Source organism: Delftia sp. K82 (assembly GCF_002193035.1).
Lineage (GTDB): Bacteria > Pseudomonadota > Gammaproteobacteria > Burkholderiales > Burkholderiaceae_C > Comamonas > Comamonas acidovorans.
The window spans coordinates 400,594-416,361 of sequence record NZ_MYFL01000004.1; the positions used below are offsets into that span (position 1 = coordinate 400,594).

The following is a 15,768-nucleotide window of genomic DNA, read 5'->3' on the forward strand; positions in this document are numbered from 1 at the left end:
GGACGACCGGGCGTGACGGCCTCTCATTGCCTGCAAGGAAAGTCATGAAAAAACTCCCCGCTCCCCTGCTCGCCAGGATCTCCTGGCGCCTGCTGCCCTTTCTTCTGCTCATGTACATCATGGCCTTCCTGGACCGGGCCAACGTGGGCTTTGCCAAGGTGGCCTTCCAGGCCGATACCGGCATCAGCGATGCGGCCTTCGCCTTTGGCGCGGGCGTGTTCTTCGCGGGCTATGCGCTGCTGGAAGTGCCCAGCAACCTGATCATGCACCGCGTGGGCGCCCGCATGTGGATGTGCCGGATCATGGTCACCTGGGGCTTGGTGTCGGCGGCCATGATGTTCGCCCACGACCAGACCACGTTCTACGTGCTGCGCTTTTTGCTGGGCGTGGCCGAGGCCGGGTTCTTCCCCGGCGTCATCCTGTACCTGACCTACTGGTTCCCGGCAGCGCACCGCGCGCAGGCCATGGGCTTTTTCTACTTCGGCGCGCCGCTGGCCTTCATCTTCGGCAGCCCGCTGTCGGGCCTGCTGCTGGAGCTGGACGGCATGGGCGGCTGGCACGGCTGGCAGTGGCTGTTCGCGGTGGAGGGGCTGATGGCGGTGGCCGTGGGCATCTGGGCGTATTTCCACCTGGACAACCGCCCCGCCGACGCCACCTGGCTCAGCCGAGAGGACAAGGCGCTGCTGCAGGACATCCTCGACAGCGAAGAGCGCGCCAAGGGCGGCCACGGCCACAGCCTGCTGGCCGCGCTGTGCCAGCCGCGCGTGCTCTACCTGGCGCTGATCTACCTGCTGATCCAGGCCAGCGTCTATGGCGTGGTGTTCTACCTGCCCAGCCAGGTGGCGGGCCTGCTGGGCACCAAGGTGGGCCTGCTGGTGGGCGTGGTCTCGGCCATTCCCTGGCTGTGCGCGCTGCTGGCCGCCTGGTGGATTCCCGGCCATGCCGAGCGAACAGGCCAGCCGCGCGGCATCGCCAGCCTGACGCTGGTGATGGCTGCCGTGGGCATGGCTGCATCGGTGAGTTTCTCCAGCCCCCTGCTGGGTGTGGCCGCGCTGTGCCTGGCGGCGGCCGGCTTCATCGCCGTGCAGCCCGTGTTCTGGACCTTTCCCGCCAACACGCTGGCCGGCGCTGCGGCCGCTGGCGGCATCGCCTTCATCAACTCCCTCGGCGCCGTGGGCGGCTTCATCGCCCCCATCGTCAAGAACTGGGCCGAGGGCTTCTTCCACTCCCCGGCGGCCGGCCTGTACCTGCTGGCCGGCACCACGCTGCTGGCTGCGGCCCTGGTGCTGGGCGTGCGCGCACGCCTGGCGCCGGGCCTGGCCGCACCGTCGGCCGCCTGAACCACTTGCACACGGAGCAGAACCATCCCATGACACAGATCCCCACCATCAAGCAGGTGCGCGCCTTCACGCTCAAGGGCGGCGGTGCCGACTACCACGACCAGTCCGACGGCCACTGGATCGACGACCACATCGCCACGCCCATGGCCAAGTACCCCGAGTACCGGCAAAGCCGCCGCAGCTTCGGCATCAACGTGCTGGGCACGCTGGTGGTGGAGATTGAGGACAGCGCCGGACGCGTGGGCTTTGCCGTGACCACGGGCGGCGAGCCTGCGGCCTACATCGTCGAAAAGCACCTGGCGCGCTTCCTCGAAGGCGCCCGGGTGACCGACATCGAGCGCATCTGGGAGCAGATGTACCTGTCCACGCTGTACTACGGCCGCAAGGGCATCGTCATCAACACCATCTCGGGCGTGGACCTGGCGCTGTGGGACCTGCTGGGCAAGGTGCGCGGCGAGCCCGTGCACCAGCTGCTGGGCGGCGCCGTGCGCGACGAGCTGCAGTTCTACGCCACGGGCGCGCGGCCCGACCTGGCGCAGAAGATGGGCTTCATCGGCGGCAAGATGCCGCTGCACCACGGCCCGGCCGAAGGGGAGGAGGGCCTGCGCCGCAACCTGCAGGAGCTGGCCACCATGCGCGAGCGCGTGGGCCCGGACTTCTGGCTCATGCTGGACTGCTGGATGAGCCTGGACGTGAACTACGCCACGCGCCTGGCCCAGGGTGCGCAGGCCCATGGCCTCAAGTGGATCGAGGAGGCCCTGCCGCCCGACGACTACTGGGGCTACGCGGCCCTGCGCAAGAACGTGCCCACCGGCATGCTGGTGACCACGGGCGAGCACGAGGCCACGCGCTGGGGCTTTCGCCAGCTGCTGGAGATGGGCTGCTGCGACATCATCCAGCCCGACGTGGGCTGGTGCGGCGGCATCACCGAGTTGCTCAAGATCTCGGCCCTGGCCGATGCCCACCAGGCCTTGGTCATTCCGCATGGCTCCAGCGTCTACAGCTACCACTTCGTGGCCACGCGCCACAACAGCCCGTTTGCCGAGTTCCTGATGATGGCCCCCAAGGCCGACGAGGTCGTGCCCATGTTCCATCCGCAACTGCTGGGCGAGCCCGTGCCCGTCAACGGCTGCATGCGCCTGTCGGCGCTGGACAAGCCTGGCTTCGGCGTGGAGCTCAATCCCGAGTGCGCCCTGCACCGCCCGTACACGCACTGAGGGAGCCCGCCATGCAACTGCCTGCCAACCCCTTCAAGGCCGCGCTGCGGCGCGCCGAGCCGCTGTACGGCATCTGGGCCGGCTTTGCCACGCCCTATGCGGCCGAGATCATCGCCACCACGGGCTACGACTGGATGCTGGTCGATGGCGAGCATGCCCCCAACACCGTGCCCACGCTGCTGGGCCAGCTGCAGGCCGTGGCGCCCTACGCCACGCACCCGGTGGTGCGTGCCGTGCAGGGCGACACCGTGCTCATCAAGCAGCTGCTGGACGTGGGCGTGCAGACGCTGATGGTGCCCATGGTGGAGACGGCCGAACAGGCGCGCGAGCTGGTGCGCGCCATGCGCTACCCGCCCCACGGCGTGCGCGGCGTGGGCGGCGGCCTGACGCGGGCCACGCGCTGGGATGCCGTGCCCGACTACATCCGCACGGCGCATGAACAGCTGTGCCTGATCGTGCAGATCGAATCGCCCCGGGGCGTGGCCAATGCGGCCGAGATCGCGGCCGTCGATGGCGTGGACGCCGTCTTCATCGGTCCCGCCGACCTGTCCACGGGCATGGGCCATGCAGGCGATGCCGGCCAGGGCGAGGTGCAGGACGCCATACGCCGCACCGTCGAGGCCACGCTGGCCGCCGGCAAGGCCTGCGGCATCCTCGCGCCGCGCGAGGAAGATGCGCGCCGCTATGCGGATTGGGGCTGCCGCTTCATCGCCGTGGGCATCGACATCAGCCTGCTGCGCCAGGCCGCGCTGGCCAATCTGGGTCGCTATCGCGCCACGCAAACCACGGACCAGGCGGCCCCTGCATCCCGCACCTACTGAACCCAAGGAGAACTCCATGGCATCCCCTACCGTGCTGCGCAATTTCATCGCCGGCAGCTTCACCGACAGCGCCGAACTGCATGAGGTGAACAACCCCGCCACGGGCGCGGTGCTGGCGCGCTCGCCCCTGTCCAGCCAGGCCGATGTGGACCGCGCCATCGCCGCTGCGCGCGGCGCCCACAAAGCCTGGGCGCGCCGCCCGGCCGTGGAGCGCGCGCAGTACCTGCGCCGCGTGGCGGCCCGCATCCGCGACAACGCCGCGCGCATTGCGCGCACCATCACCGAGGAGCAGGGCAAGACCCTGGGCCTGGCCGAGGTCGAGGTGAACTTCACCGCCGACTATCTGGACTACATGGCCGAATGGGCGCGCCGCATCGAGGGCGAGGTCATCACCAGCGACCGGGCCAACGAGCAGATCTTTTTGCTGCGCAAGCCGCTGGGCGTGGTCGCGGGCATCCTGCCCTGGAACTTCCCCTTCTTCCTGATCGCCCGCAAGATGGCGCCGGCCCTGCTCACGGGCAACACCATCGTCATCAAGCCCAGCGAGGAAACGCCCATCAACTGCCATGCCTTCACCGAGCTGCTGGCCCAGTGCGAGCTGCCGGCCGGCGTGTTCAACGTGGTCTATGGCCAGGGCGGCACGGGCGCTGCGCTGGCCGGCCATGCAGGCGTGGACATGGTCAGCTTCACGGGCAGCGTGGCCACGGGCGAGCGCATCGCCGCAGCCTCCGCGCCCCACATCACCAAGCTCAACCTGGAGCTGGGCGGCAAGGCCCCGGCCATCGTGCTGGCCGATGCCGACCTGGACCTGGCCGTGCGCGCCATCCGCGACTCGCGCATCATCAACACCGGCCAGGTCTGCAACTGCGCCGAACGCGTCTACGTGCAGCGCCAGGTGGCCGACGAGTTCACGGCCCGCATCGCCCAGGCCATGGCCGCCACGCGCTATGGCGACCCGATTGCGCGGCCCGACGTGGAAATGGGCCCGCTGATCAACCAAAAGGGCCTGGACAGCGTGCAGGCCAAGGTGCGCCAGGCCATCGCCGACGGCGCGCAACTGGTCACGGGCGGGCAGGCCGCAGACCTGGGCGCGGGCTTTCACTTCCAGCCCACGGTGCTGGCCGGCTGCCATGCCGGCATGGAGATCATGCGCAAGGAAATCTTCGGCCCCGTGCTGCCCATCCAGGTGGTGGAGGACCTGGACGAGGCCATCGCCCTGGCCAACGACTGCGAATACGGGCTGACCTCGTCGCTTTACACGCGCGACCTGTCCAAGGCCATGCAGGCCATGCGCGAGATCGACTTCGGCGAGACCTACATCAACCGCGAGAACTTCGAGGCCATGCAGGGCTTCCATGCGGGCGTGCGCAAGTCCGGCGTGGGCGGGGCTGATGGCAAGCACGGCCTGTACGAGTACACGCACACGCATGTGGTGTATCTGCAGGGGTGATTGACCTCCTGGGCCTTGGCGTCAGGGCGCTGCCGGTTTCTTGCGGTTGCGCGGCGCCTTGGGCGGCGGGCTGCTGGCCTCCAGCTCCCGCGCCCGGGTACGGATGCGCGCAAAGGCGCTGGCCATGGCCTGCAGCTCGGGCTCGGGCACGGCGTCCATGAGCTCGCGGTTGATGGCTTGCACCTGCGGGAACAGCTCGGCATGCAGGGCGCGGCCCGTGTCGCTCAGGCGCAGCAGCGCGCGGCGCGCATCGCCCACCTGGCTTTCTTTCCACAACAGCCCCTTGGCCAGCAGCGCCGTGACCGCGCGCGAGGTGCGCGTGCGGTCCAGCTGCGCCTGCTCGGCCAGCTGCGAGGGCTGCAGCTGCCCGGCCTCGGCCAGCAGGCAGAGCATGCGCCACTCGCGCCGCGTGATGCCGTAGCGGCCCTCGCACAGGCGCACCACGCGGCTGCCGGCCGCCGCCTGCAGCCGCGCCAGGTGGTAGAGGAACATGTCGTCGAGCACGGCGGGGTGGCGCCAGCGGTGGAGGTCGGTCATGGACTCGCGGGCCGGTTTCGGGTTTACGCTAGGGATGATGGATTAGATGCATTGTCTGCGGCCTGCGTACATTGGCCGCAAGACAACGACAAGGAGACAAGTATGCCCAGCCCCCTCGCAGCCCTGGCGCGTGCCGCCCTGGCCCTGGCCCTGACCGCCGCCGTGCTGTGCGCGGCGCCCGCCCTGGCCCAGGAATGGCCCAAGGCCAGGCCCATACGCATCGTCGTGCCCAACCCGCCGGCTGGTCCGTCCGACATCTCTCTACGCCCCGTGGCCGCCGCCATGCAGGCCGCGCTAGGCCAGGCCGTGGTCGTGGACAACAAGCCCGGCGCCAATGGCAACATCGGCGCGGCCGAGGTCGCGCGCTCCGCGCCCGATGGCTACACCTGGCTGTGGGCCATGGACCCGGTGCTCACCGTCAACCCCCATGTCTACAAGAACATGGGCTACAAGGCCGACGCGCTGGAAACCCTGGTCGTGGCTGCGCGCTTCTCGCAGACCCTGGTCTGCGGCCCGGGCACGGGCTTCAAGTCCGTCAAGGACATGGTGGCCGCCAGCAAGACGCGCGAGCTGACCTATGCCTCGGGCGGCGCGGGCTCGCCGGGCCACCTGGTCATGGAATCGCTGCTGGCCACCTCGGGCGCCAAGATGGTCCACGTACCCTACAAGGGACCGGCGCCGGCCATGCAGGACCTGCTGGGCGGCCAGGTGGACTGCGGCTTCCTGGCCGGCCCCACGGTCTTCCCCCAGGTCCAGAGCGGCAAGCTGATCGCCCTGGCCACCTCGGGCAAGACGCGCTCGGCGCTGGCGCCCGAGCTGCCCACCATTGCCGAGTCGGGCTTCCCCGAGTTCGACGGCACCTTCTGGATCCTGCTGGCCGCACCCAAGGGCGTGCCGCCTGCCGTGCAAAAGCGCTTTGTCGACGCCATGAACGAGGCCATCCGCGCACCCGAGCAAAAGGAACGCGCCAAGGCCCTGGACATCGAGATGGTCGGCTCCACCGTGGCCGAGGCCCAGGCGCGTGCCAAGGGACAGTCCGCGCAGTGGGCCGCCCTGGTCAAGCGCATCCACCTGACCAACGACTGAAGCCGCCACCAGGGCCTGTGGCCCTGAGGCACCGCCGTTTTGGCGATACTCCCTTTCCCAACGCATCCACTGTCTCCTGGCTCCCATGGCAACCCAGCGCCCCAATCTGATCTTCATCCTGGCCGATGACCTCGGCTATGCCGACCTCGGCTGCACGGGCGCGCGCGATGCGCACAGCCGCGCCACCGATGTCTCGCCCCGCCTGGACGCCATGGCCGCGCAGGGCATGCGCTTCACGCGCGGCTATTCCAACTCGGCCGTGTGCTCGCCCACACGCTTTGCCCTGGCCACGGGCCGCTGGCAGTACCGCCTGCGCGGCGCGGCCGAGGAGCCGATCGCCAGCGTCCACGGCGACAAGGTGCTGGGCCTGCCGCCCGACCATCCCACCGTGGCCTCGCTGCTGCGCGACGCCGGCTACGCCACCGCCCTGGTCGGCAAATGGCACCTGGGCTACCCGCCGCACTTCGGCCCGCGCATGTCGGGCTACGAGGAGTTCTACGGCTTTCACGCAGGCGGCGCCGACTACTTCGCCCACTGCGACCCGCGCGGCCGCCCCGATTTCTGGATCAACGAGGAGCCGCACGAGGAAGAGGGCTACCTCACCGACCTGCTGAGCCGCCGCGCCGTGGACTTCGTCGAGCGCCAGACGGCCGACAAGCCCTTCTACCTGTCCCTGCACTACAGCGCCCCGCACTGGCCCTGGCTCACGCGCGACGACCTGGAGGAATCGCGGCGCATCGGCGGCTTCGGCAAGCACACCGACGGAGGCACCATCGAGACCTACCAGCGCATGATCCACCACATGGACGAAGGCATTGGCTGGGTGCTGGACGCGCTCGAGAAAAAGGGCATGGCCGAGAACACGCTCATCGTCTTCACCAGCGACAACGGCGGCGAACGCTTCTCCAACAACTGGCCCTTCATCGGCCAGAAGATGGACCTGCTCGAAGGCGGCATCCGCGTGCCCCTGGTGGCGCGCTGGCCCGAGCGCATGCCGGCGGGCATCGTCAGCGATACGCCCAATCTCACCATGGACTGGTCAGCCACCTTCCTGGCCGCCGCCGGCGTGCACGGCCACGCCGACTACCCGCTGGACGGCATCAGCCTGCTGCCCCTCATGGACGATGGCGCCTGGAACCCCGAGCGCGACCTGTGCTGGCGCATGAAGCACCGCGCCCAGCGCGCCCTGGTGCGCGGCGACTGGAAATACCTGCAGATCGAAGGCGTGGAATACCTCTTCAACGTGGCCCAGGACCCGCGCGAACGCGCCAACCTGCGCGACCGCGAGCCCCAGCGCCTGGCCGAGCTGCGCCAGGCATGGACGGCCTGGGATGCCAGCCTGCCGCCCATTCCCGAGGAGGCCAAGGTCTCCCTGGTCTTCACACGGCAGGACCTTCCTTCGGCCACCTTCTGAGGCCCGGACGGCGCAGGCAGCAAGGAGGTGGTGCTCAGCCTTGCGCCGCCTTGTCTTCTTCTTGGATGGCGTCGTTGTCCATCGTCAAATAGACCAGCACCAGCAGCAGCGTGATGAAGAAACGGAAGGCATCGGGCACGCCATTCCACTGCTTGGACATCCACATGCCGAACCACTCGCCGCCCACGGACATGAAGCCGACCTGCCAGGTCAGAAAGCCCAGGGTCAGCCCCGCCACCGCCCATGACTTCGCGGCGCGGAAGGCCCGGGTGCCGGCCTGTCGCGCCTGCAGCAGCCGCCAGCCGCCGATCCAGCACAGGACGGCGGTCGTCGTCTCCAGTGCAATGATGCCGATATAGCCCGCATGGTGCACCCATGGCGTCTGGATGGCGCGGTACATGATCCCGTTGCCGGGGAAGGTCGTGTCCATCAGGAAGACGTGGTGCACGAAGGCGAAGTTGGTTGCGTAGTCGGTGATGTTGCCGAAGGCGACCAGGGACGCGAAAAAGGCCATGGCAAGCACCATGGCGGATTTGGACAGGCGAATAAACATGAGGAACTCCGTATGGGCGGGCGCGCGCAGGCCTGCATGCCGGCGCACCGGCACGCATGGAGGCGACCCGTAGACAGGGGAAGACGCCAGCCGTGGTGGGGGGCTGGCAAACAGACGTGCGGACGCACGAAGGCGCGGAGATCGGGACTGGAAAACCTGAAGCCGGCAGTGCGTCTGGGAAACGCCCACACCAACTGGATCGAGTGCCACGCCAGGAGGGAGCCGCGATTGTGGGGGTGGGCATTGATGCGCGTCAATCTGCAGCTGCCGGCAAGCAGATCGGATCTGTCTGGTTGCACTGTTTTGGTGCAATGCTTCATCGTAGCCATGTGAGCGACCGCTATCACCGTAACGGTGCAGAACTTCTGCACAAAGCCGGTGCATGCGAGGATGCTGCGGTGCCGCATCGGTGAGTCGGAAGGCACATCACCAAGCAGAAAAGACTGGCACGGTCCGTGCTTAACCCGGTTGTCACGAAATTTTTCAAACCGGAGGATCCCATGTCCCGTGCCAGCCTCAAGTCGCTCGCCATCGCCTGTGTCGCCATCGCTCCGCTCTGGGCCCACGCCCAGCTCACGGCCAATGTGTCCCTGACGACGAACTACAAGTTCCGCGGACAGGACCAGGACACGGGACGCAACAAGGCCGTCAAGCCTGCCCTGCAAGGCGGTTTCGACTACACCTTCGGTGACAGCGGCTGGTACATCGGCAACTGGAACTCCAGCGTGGACTGGCTCCCCCGCAATTCGCTGGAAACCGATTTCTACGGCGGCTACAAGTTCAAGGCCGGCGAGGTGGACCTGGACTTCGGCGCGCTGCAGTACCTGTACTCGGGCAATTCCAGTGGCAACACCACCGAGCTGTATGGCGCGGCCACCTATGGACCGTTCACGGCCAAGTACTCGCACACCGTGTCCAAGGACTACTTCGGCTGGGCTGGCGAGAAGGCCGGCTCGGGACTATCGGGCCGCAACACCGGCTACCTGTGGCTGGGCTTCACCCAGGAAGTGATGCCCAAGGTGACGGTCAAGGCATCGCTGGGCTTCACCCGCTTTGCCAGCGACATCAAGGGCCTGGGCGTGCCCAACTATATGGACTACAGCGTGGGCGGCGCCTACGATTTCGGCGACGGCGTGTCGCTGGGCGCGGCCGTGACGGGTGCGAACAAGAAGTCGTACTTCGGTGACGTCAACAAGGCGCGTCTGATCGTGACGCTGACCAAGACCCTGTAACCGGACCTGAGGAGCAAAGCATCATGAAACTGGTGACCGCCATCATCAAGCCCTTCAAGCTCGACGAGGTGCGCGAGGCGCTCTCCGACATCGGCGTGCAGGGCATCACCGTGACCGAAGTCAAGGGCTTCGGCCGCCAAAAGGGCCATACCGAGCTGTATCGCGGCGCGGAATACGTGGTCGATTTCCTGCCCAAGCTGCGCCTGGAGGCCGCCGTGCCCGACGCGCTGGTGGACCAGGTGATCGATGCCATCGAGGCCGCTGCGCGCACCGGCAAGATCGGTGACGGCAAGATCTTCGTGCTGCCCATCGAGCAGGCCGTCCGCATCCGTACCGGCGAGACCGGCGACAGCGCACTGTGAGTTTCAACCCCTCGTTTCCCGAAAGACTGCCATGACCAAACGACTTCTTTCCATGGGCCTGGGGCTGGGCCTGCTGGCCGCAGGCGCCGCTGCCCTGGCACAGGAGCCCGCCGCCGCTGCAGCCGTTGCCGATGCAGCCGCTGCAGCAGCCCCCGCCGCTGCGGCCGCAGCCGAGGCGCCGGCCCCCGCACTCAGCGCCGGTGACACGGCCTGGATGCTGACCTCGACCATGCTGGTGATCCTGATGGTGATCCCGGGCCTGGCACTGTTCTACGGCGGCCTGGTGCGCACGAAGAACATGCTGTCCGTGCTCTGCCAAGTGTTCGTGATCTTCTCGCTGATCACGCTGCTGTGGGCCGTCTACGGCTACTCGCTGACCTTTGCCGGCGAAGGCAACTTCTTCGGCGGCTTCAGCAAGATCTTCCTCAAGGGCATTGCGCCCGACACGCTGGCCGGCGCGCTGCCGACCATTCCCGAGTACGTGTTCGTGGCCTTCCAGTCCACGTTCGCCGCCATCACCGTGGCCCTGATCGTCGGCGCCTTCGCCGAGCGCATCAAGTTCTCGGCCGTGATCCTGTTCTCGGTGCTGTGGTTCACCTTCAGCTACATCCCCATGGCCCACATGGTCTGGGGGGGCGGCCTGCTGGGCAAGGACGGCGCGCTGGACTTCGCCGGCGGCACCGTGGTGCACATCAACGCCGGTATCGCCGGCCTGGTGGGTTCCTACATGCTGGGAAAGCGCATCGGCTTCGGCCGTGAAGCCCTGCCTCCGCACAGCCTGACGCTGACCATGGTCGGTGCCTCGCTGCTGTGGGTGGGCTGGTTCGGCTTCAACGCCGGCTCGGCAGGCGCTGCCAACGGCATTGCCGGCCTGGCCTTCATCAACACCATCGTCGCCACGGGCGCCGCCACCATCTCCTGGCTGGCCGCCGAAGCCCTGCACAAGGGCAAGGCCTCGATGCTGGGCGCCGCCTCGGGCGCCGTGGGCGGCCTGGTGGTCATCACCCCGGCGGCCGGCCTCGTGGGCCCCATGGGTGCCATCGTCATGGGCCTGATCGCCGGTCCCGTCTGCCTGTGGGGTGTGTCGGGCCTCAAGAAGGTGCTCAAGGTCGATGACGTCTGCGACGTGTTCGGCGTGCACGGTGTGGGCGGCATCCTGGGTGCCATCCTGACCGGCGTGTTCTGCGCCTCCAGCCTGGGCGGCATCGAGCCCGCAGACTTCAACATGGGCCATCAAGTGTGGGTGCAGGTCAAGAGCGTGCTGCTGACCATCGTCTGGTCCGGCGTGGTGGCTGGCATCTCCTACAAGATCTGCGACCTGGTCGTCGGCCTGCGCGTCAGCGAAGAATCCGAGCGCCAGGGCCTGGACATCACCACGCACGGCGAGGTGGCGTACTACCGCTGATCGGTTTCCAGGGAGTTCATTGCGGATTGGCCTCGGTGCTTGCACCGGGGCCTTTTTTCATTGCCGCGCCGCAAACGCCCTTCAGCGGCTGAGGAAATCAGGAGGCCTGCTGCACGCCAACCGCCTTATGGTGAGCTCCGTTATAAGACGGATCTTTGGCCTATATGCCATTGACGGAATATATTCTGGAGGGAATAATGACCCAACCCTGGGAGGTGGAGTACACCGACGAGCTTGGCGATTGGTGGGCTGATCTGACGCAGGCCGAGCAGGAGTCCATCGACGCGTCGGTGCGTCTGCTGGAGGCAAGAGGGCCGAATCTCGGGTATCCCCATACGTCCGGCATCGGGAGTTCCAGGCATCCGCACATGCGTGAGCTTCGTGTGCAACATGAGGGACGGCCTTACCGACTGCTTTACGCGTTCGATCCGCGCCGCTGCGCAATCTTGCTGATCGGCGGCGACAAAACGGGCGATGGCCGCTGGTATGAGGTGCATGTGCCCATTGCCGACCGGCTGTACGACACCCACCTCGAAACCCTGCAAAAGGAAGGACGAATCGATGGCCAGGAAATTCAGTGAACTGCGCGCCAGGATGTCGCCTGAGGCACAGTCCCGGGCCGCCGCACGGGCCGAGGCCATGCTGGTGGACATGCAGCTCCAGGAATTGCGCAAGGCCCGCAACGTGACACAGGTCGAAGTGGCCAGGGCCATGAACGTGGAGCAAGCATCCATCTCCAAGCTGGAGCGCCGCGAGGACATGTACGTGAGCACGCTGCGCGAGTACGTCCGTGCGCTGGGCGGCGAGCTGAGGCTGGTCGCCTCGTTTCCCGACGCCGACATCCAGGTCCATCCTTTCGAGCCTCTCCGATGAGGGGCGCAGGCGGCTGATCCGGCGTCTGCCTTTGCCTTTTGGGTGAGGGTGTTTTGCGCCGCCCGCAGAACTTCAAGCGCGCCGTTCAAAAAATTCACGGGTCCGCACCGAGGCGCAAAAGGGCCCAGCCGCTACGATGCAGGCCATGGATTCAGCCCAAAGCCACCTCCTCCAGATCGCCCAGCGCGTGCGCGCTGCTGCGGCCGACGCCACGCCGCTGCGCATACGCGGCGGCGGCACCAAGGATTTCCACGGCCTGGCCCTGCAGGGCGAGCTGCTGGACACGCGGGCGCTGGCCGGCGTGGTCAGCTATGAGCCCAGCGAGCTGGTCGTGACCGTGCGTGCCGGCACGCCGCTGGCCGAGGTCGAGGCCCTGCTGGCCGCCCAGGGCCAGTGCTTGGCCTTCGAGCCTCCGCATTTCAATGGAGACAGCAGCAACGCCACCGTGGGCGGCATGGTGGCCAGCGGCCTGTCCGGGCCGGCGCGTGCCAGCGTGGGTGCCGTGCGCGACTTCGTGCTGGGGCTGGAGATGATCAACGGCCAGGGCGAGTTGCTGCGCTACGGCGGGCAGGTCATGAAGAACGTGGCGGGCTACGACGTCTCGCGGCTGATGGCGGGCTCCTGGGGCACACTGGGTCTGATCACCGAGGTCAGCCTCAAGGTGCTGCCCGTGGCGCCTGCCGAGGCCACGCTACGCTTCGAATGCACTCAGCAGCAGGCGCTGGACTGGCTCAATGCCTGGGGCGGGCAGCCGCTGCCGCTCAATGCCAGTTGCTGGCTGCAGGAAGACGGCGCAGCCCAGGGCATGCTGTATCTGCGCCTGCGCGGCGCGCGTGCCGCCGTGCAGGCGGCCTGCGAGCGCCTGGGTGGCGAGCGTGTGCAGCGCATGGACCATGTGCATGCCGCTGCCGACTGGCAGGCCTGCCGCGAGCAGCAGCTGCCCTGGTTCACCGCACGCGCGCCGGGCCATGCGCTGTGGCGCCTGTCCGTGCCGCAGACGGCTCCGGCCCTGGCGCTGCCGGACAGCTGCACGGGGCCGCTGATCGAATGGCACGGCGCGCTGCGCTGGGTACAGGCGCCGCGTGCGCTGGGCTATACGCTGCGCGCGCTGGCAAAAGCAGCGGGCGGATCGGCCACCTTGTTCCGCTCCGAGGCCGCAGACCAGCCCGGCGCCGAGCCCGATTTCGACGCCCAGGCGGCCGATGCCACGGCCGCGCTGCATGCGCGGCTCAAGCAGGCCTTCGATCCTGCGGGCATCTTCAACCGCGGCCGGCTGGCCGCCGCCTGGTAGGCCGGGCCACCGCCTGGCTCCGCCCATGCGCATGCGCCACCACCTGCACCTGCTCACGGACCGGCACCGCACGGTGGCCAGCAACCGCACGCTGGGCCTGCTGCTGGCCTTCAACGCGGGTGCGGTGAATGCGGGCGGCTTTTTGCTGGTGCACTCCTATACCTCGCACATGACGGGCTTTGTCTCGCTGCTGGCCGACAACCTCGTGCTGGGCAATACGGCGCTGGTGCTCAGTGCCTGCGGCGCGCTGCTGGCCTTTCTGTGCGGCGCGGCCGCGACATCGCTGCTGGTCAACTGGGCGCGCCACCACCGGCTGCGCAGCAGCTATGCGCTGCCGCTGCTGCTGGAAGCCGCGCTGATGCTGCTCTTCGGCGTGCTGGGCGCGGCCATGCTGGCCTGGCCCACGCCGTTCGCCGTGCCGCTGGCCGTGCTGCTGCTGTCCTTCATCATGGGATTGCAGAACGCCACGGTGACCAAGATGTCGTCCTCGCAGATCCGCACCACGCACATGACGGGCGTGATCACCGACCTGGGCATGGAGCTGGGTCGAGCCCTTTACTGGAATCGCCACGGCAGCCCGCCCGAGCACCGGGTCCACGCCAACCATGTGCGGCTGCGGCTGTTCGCAGGGCTGCTGTCCATGTTCCTGCTGGGCGGCATTGCGGGTGCGCTGGGTTTCCGGCACCTGGGCTTTGTGTTCGTCGTGCCGCTGGCCGTGGTGCTGTGCCTGCTGTCCCTGCCGCCGCTGTGGGCCGACCGTGCGCGATTGCCCCTGCTGCTGGGCCGGCGCCCCGCGCCTCGCGCGTGACCGCCGCGTCCGGCTGCCGTGCCTGACCGTTCCCCGATACCCATACAACAAGAGCCCCACCATGCAGACCCAACTCGCACCCCAGTACCGCGCCACGCCCGAGGGCCAGGAGGCCGAAGCCATTCTGCGCAAGTGCGTGCACTGCGGCTTTTGCACGGCCACCTGCCCGACCTACCAATTGCTGGGCGACGAGCTGGACGGGCCGCGTGGCCGCATCTACCTGATCAAGCAGGTGCTGGAGGGCGAGACGCCCACGCGCGCCACCCAGCAGCACCTGGACCGCTGCCTGACCTGCCGCAACTGCGAAAGTACCTGCCCCAGCGGCGTGCAGTACGGCCACCTGGTGGACATAGGCCGCAAGATCGTCGAGGAACAGGTGCCGCGCCCCCTCGGCGAGCGCGCCAGGCGCTGGGCGCTCAAGGAGGGGCTGAACTCGCCGCTGTTCGCCCCGGCCCTGAAGCTGGGCCAGGCCGTGCGCGGCCTGCTGCCCGAAGTCCTGGCCGAGAAAGTGCCCCAGCCCCAGGATGCGGGCGCCTGGCCCGTGCGCGAGCATGCGCGCAAGGTGCTGCTGCTGGCCGGATGCGTGCAGCCGGCCATGATGCCGCGCATCAACTTCGCCACCGCGCGCGTGCTGGATGCGGCCGGCATACAGACCGTGATCGCGCCCAAGGCCGGTTGCTGCGGCGCCGTGAAATTCCACCTCAACGACCAGGAAGGCGGCAAGGCGCAGATGCGCGCCAATATCGACGCCTGGTGGCCGCAGGTGGACAGCGGCGCGGTGGAGGCCATTGTCATGAATGCCTCGGGCTGCGGCGTCACCGTCAAGGAATACGGCCATCTGCTCAAGGACGATGCGCAGTACGCGGACAAGGCAGCCCGCATCAGCGCCCTCACGCGCGACCTGAGCGAGCTGCTGCCTGAGCTCCTGCCCGAGCTGGCCGAGCGCCTGCAGGGCAGGGTGCGCGCACCGGCCGCGCCCATGGCCTACCACCCGCCCTGCACGCTGCAGCACGGACAAAAGCTGCGCGGCGGCGTGGAAACCCATCTGGCCAGGCTGGGCTTCGAGCTGCGCGTGGCGCGCACCGAATCGCACCTGTGCTGCGGCTCGGCGGGAACCTACTCGGTGCTGCAGCCCGAACTCTCGCACCAGTTGCGCGACCGCAAGATCGGTGCGCTGACCGAAGGCTTCGATGCCCAGCGGCCCGCCGCCATCCTCTCGGCCAACATGGGCTGCATCGTCCACCTGCAAAACGGCACGGACCTGCCCGTGCGCCACTGGATAGAGGTGCTGGACGAGGCCCTGCTGGCCTGAGACCAGCCGCGTACCGAATGCGCATCTGTGCCTCCAGCGCGACGCCGTGGGGCCTATGCCCGCGCAA

16 protein-coding genes are annotated in these 15,768 nt (G+C 68.1%); 14 read left to right on the forward strand and 2 right to left on the reverse strand.

Annotation, left to right across the window (positions count from 1 at the left end; genetic code table 11):
• Window positions 1–44 precede the first annotated feature (44 nt).
• Genes KDK82_RS25195 through aldA form a run of 4 tightly spaced genes read left to right on the forward strand, consistent with a single transcriptional unit; the run spans window position 45 to window position 4,828 of the window.
• Complete coding sequence (locus KDK82_RS25195) at window positions 45–1,340, forward strand: MFS transporter (RefSeq protein ID WP_088166559.1); 1,296 nt, start codon at window positions 45–47, stop codon at window positions 1,338–1,340.
• 29 nt (window positions 1,341–1,369) lie between these two features.
• Window positions 1,370–2,557: an L-rhamnonate dehydratase gene (gene rhmD / locus KDK82_RS25200; protein WP_088166560.1), complete on the forward strand. Its 1,188-nt coding sequence runs from the start codon at window positions 1,370–1,372 to the stop codon at window positions 2,555–2,557.
• 11 nt (window positions 2,558–2,568) lie between these two features.
• Window positions 2,569–3,378: an HpcH/HpaI aldolase/citrate lyase family protein gene (locus KDK82_RS25205; protein WP_088166561.1), complete on the forward strand. Its 810-nt coding sequence runs from the start codon at window positions 2,569–2,571 to the stop codon at window positions 3,376–3,378.
• A 16-nt stretch (window positions 3,379–3,394) separates the two neighbouring features.
• The gene (gene aldA, locus KDK82_RS25210) at window positions 3,395–4,828 is read left to right on the forward strand and encodes an aldehyde dehydrogenase (RefSeq protein ID WP_088166562.1); all 1,434 of its coding nucleotides are present in this window, start codon (window positions 3,395–3,397) and stop codon (window positions 4,826–4,828) included.
• A gap of 21 nt (window positions 4,829–4,849) precedes the next feature.
• On the opposite strand, the gene KDK82_RS25215 is transcribed toward aldA, so the two are convergent.
• Window positions 4,850–5,365: a MarR family winged helix-turn-helix transcriptional regulator gene (locus KDK82_RS25215; protein WP_013800170.1), complete on the reverse strand. Its 516-nt coding sequence runs from the start codon at window positions 5,363–5,365 to the stop codon at window positions 4,850–4,852.
• A 102-nt stretch (window positions 5,366–5,467) separates the two neighbouring features.
• On the opposite strand from KDK82_RS25215, the gene KDK82_RS25220 reads away from it, so the two are divergent.
• Together KDK82_RS25220 and KDK82_RS25225 are read left to right on the forward strand one after the other, a co-directional pair.
• A complete protein-coding gene (locus tag KDK82_RS25220; RefSeq protein ID WP_088166563.1) occupies window positions 5,468–6,451 on the forward strand; it encodes a tripartite tricarboxylate transporter substrate binding protein in 984 nt (327 codons plus the stop codon).
• Between the two features lie 85 nt (window positions 6,452–6,536).
• Entirely contained in the window at window positions 6,537–7,865 is a 1,329-nt protein-coding gene (locus KDK82_RS25225; protein ID WP_088166564.1) for a sulfatase, read from the forward strand.
• A 34-nt stretch (window positions 7,866–7,899) separates the two neighbouring features.
• Here the strand turns inward: KDK82_RS25225 and KDK82_RS25230 are convergent, their stop codons facing one another.
• Window positions 7,900–8,418 (reverse strand): DUF2165 family protein, encoded by a 519-nt coding sequence (locus KDK82_RS25230; RefSeq protein WP_088166697.1) that lies wholly within the window; start codon window positions 8,416–8,418, stop codon window positions 7,900–7,902.
• Window positions 8,419–8,918: 500 nt separating this feature from the next.
• On the opposite strand from KDK82_RS25230, the gene KDK82_RS25235 reads away from it, so the two are divergent.
• The 8 genes from KDK82_RS25235 (at window position 8,919) to glcF (ending at window position 15,701) form a co-directional block, all read left to right on the forward strand.
• A complete protein-coding gene (locus tag KDK82_RS25235; RefSeq protein WP_013800176.1) occupies window positions 8,919–9,650 on the forward strand; it encodes a TorF family putative porin in 732 nt (243 codons plus the stop codon).
• Between the two features lie 23 nt (window positions 9,651–9,673).
• Window positions 9,674–10,012 (forward strand): P-II family nitrogen regulator, encoded by a 339-nt coding sequence (locus KDK82_RS25240; RefSeq protein WP_012202241.1) that lies wholly within the window; start codon window positions 9,674–9,676, stop codon window positions 10,010–10,012.
• Window positions 10,013–10,043: 31 nt separating this feature from the next.
• Window positions 10,044–11,417 (forward strand): ammonium transporter, encoded by a 1,374-nt coding sequence (gene amt, locus KDK82_RS25245; RefSeq protein WP_179217977.1) that lies wholly within the window; start codon window positions 10,044–10,046, stop codon window positions 11,415–11,417.
• Window positions 11,418–11,614: 197 nt separating this feature from the next.
• A complete protein-coding gene (locus KDK82_RS25250) occupies window positions 11,615–11,998 on the forward strand; it encodes a type II toxin-antitoxin system RelE/ParE family toxin (protein ID WP_071953825.1) in 384 nt (127 codons plus the stop codon).
• Window positions 11,979–12,290: an XRE family transcriptional regulator gene (locus KDK82_RS25255; protein ID WP_088166565.1), complete on the forward strand. Its 312-nt coding sequence runs from the start codon at window positions 11,979–11,981 to the stop codon at window positions 12,288–12,290. The genes KDK82_RS25250 and KDK82_RS25255 overlap by 20 nt, the downstream gene beginning before the upstream one ends.
• Before the next feature lie 136 nt (window positions 12,291–12,426).
• A complete protein-coding gene (gene glcE / locus KDK82_RS25260) occupies window positions 12,427–13,581 on the forward strand; it encodes a glycolate oxidase subunit GlcE (RefSeq protein ID WP_088166566.1) in 1,155 nt (384 codons plus the stop codon).
• A gap of 25 nt (window positions 13,582–13,606) precedes the next feature.
• Window positions 13,607–14,389: a YoaK family protein gene (locus tag KDK82_RS25265; protein ID WP_088166567.1), complete on the forward strand. Its 783-nt coding sequence runs from the start codon at window positions 13,607–13,609 to the stop codon at window positions 14,387–14,389.
• 61 nt (window positions 14,390–14,450) lie between these two features.
• The gene (gene glcF / locus KDK82_RS25270; RefSeq protein WP_088166568.1) at window positions 14,451–15,701 is read left to right on the forward strand and encodes a glycolate oxidase subunit GlcF; all 1,251 of its coding nucleotides are present in this window, start codon (window positions 14,451–14,453) and stop codon (window positions 15,699–15,701) included.
• The last annotated feature ends 67 nt before the right edge of the window (window positions 15,702–15,768 follow it).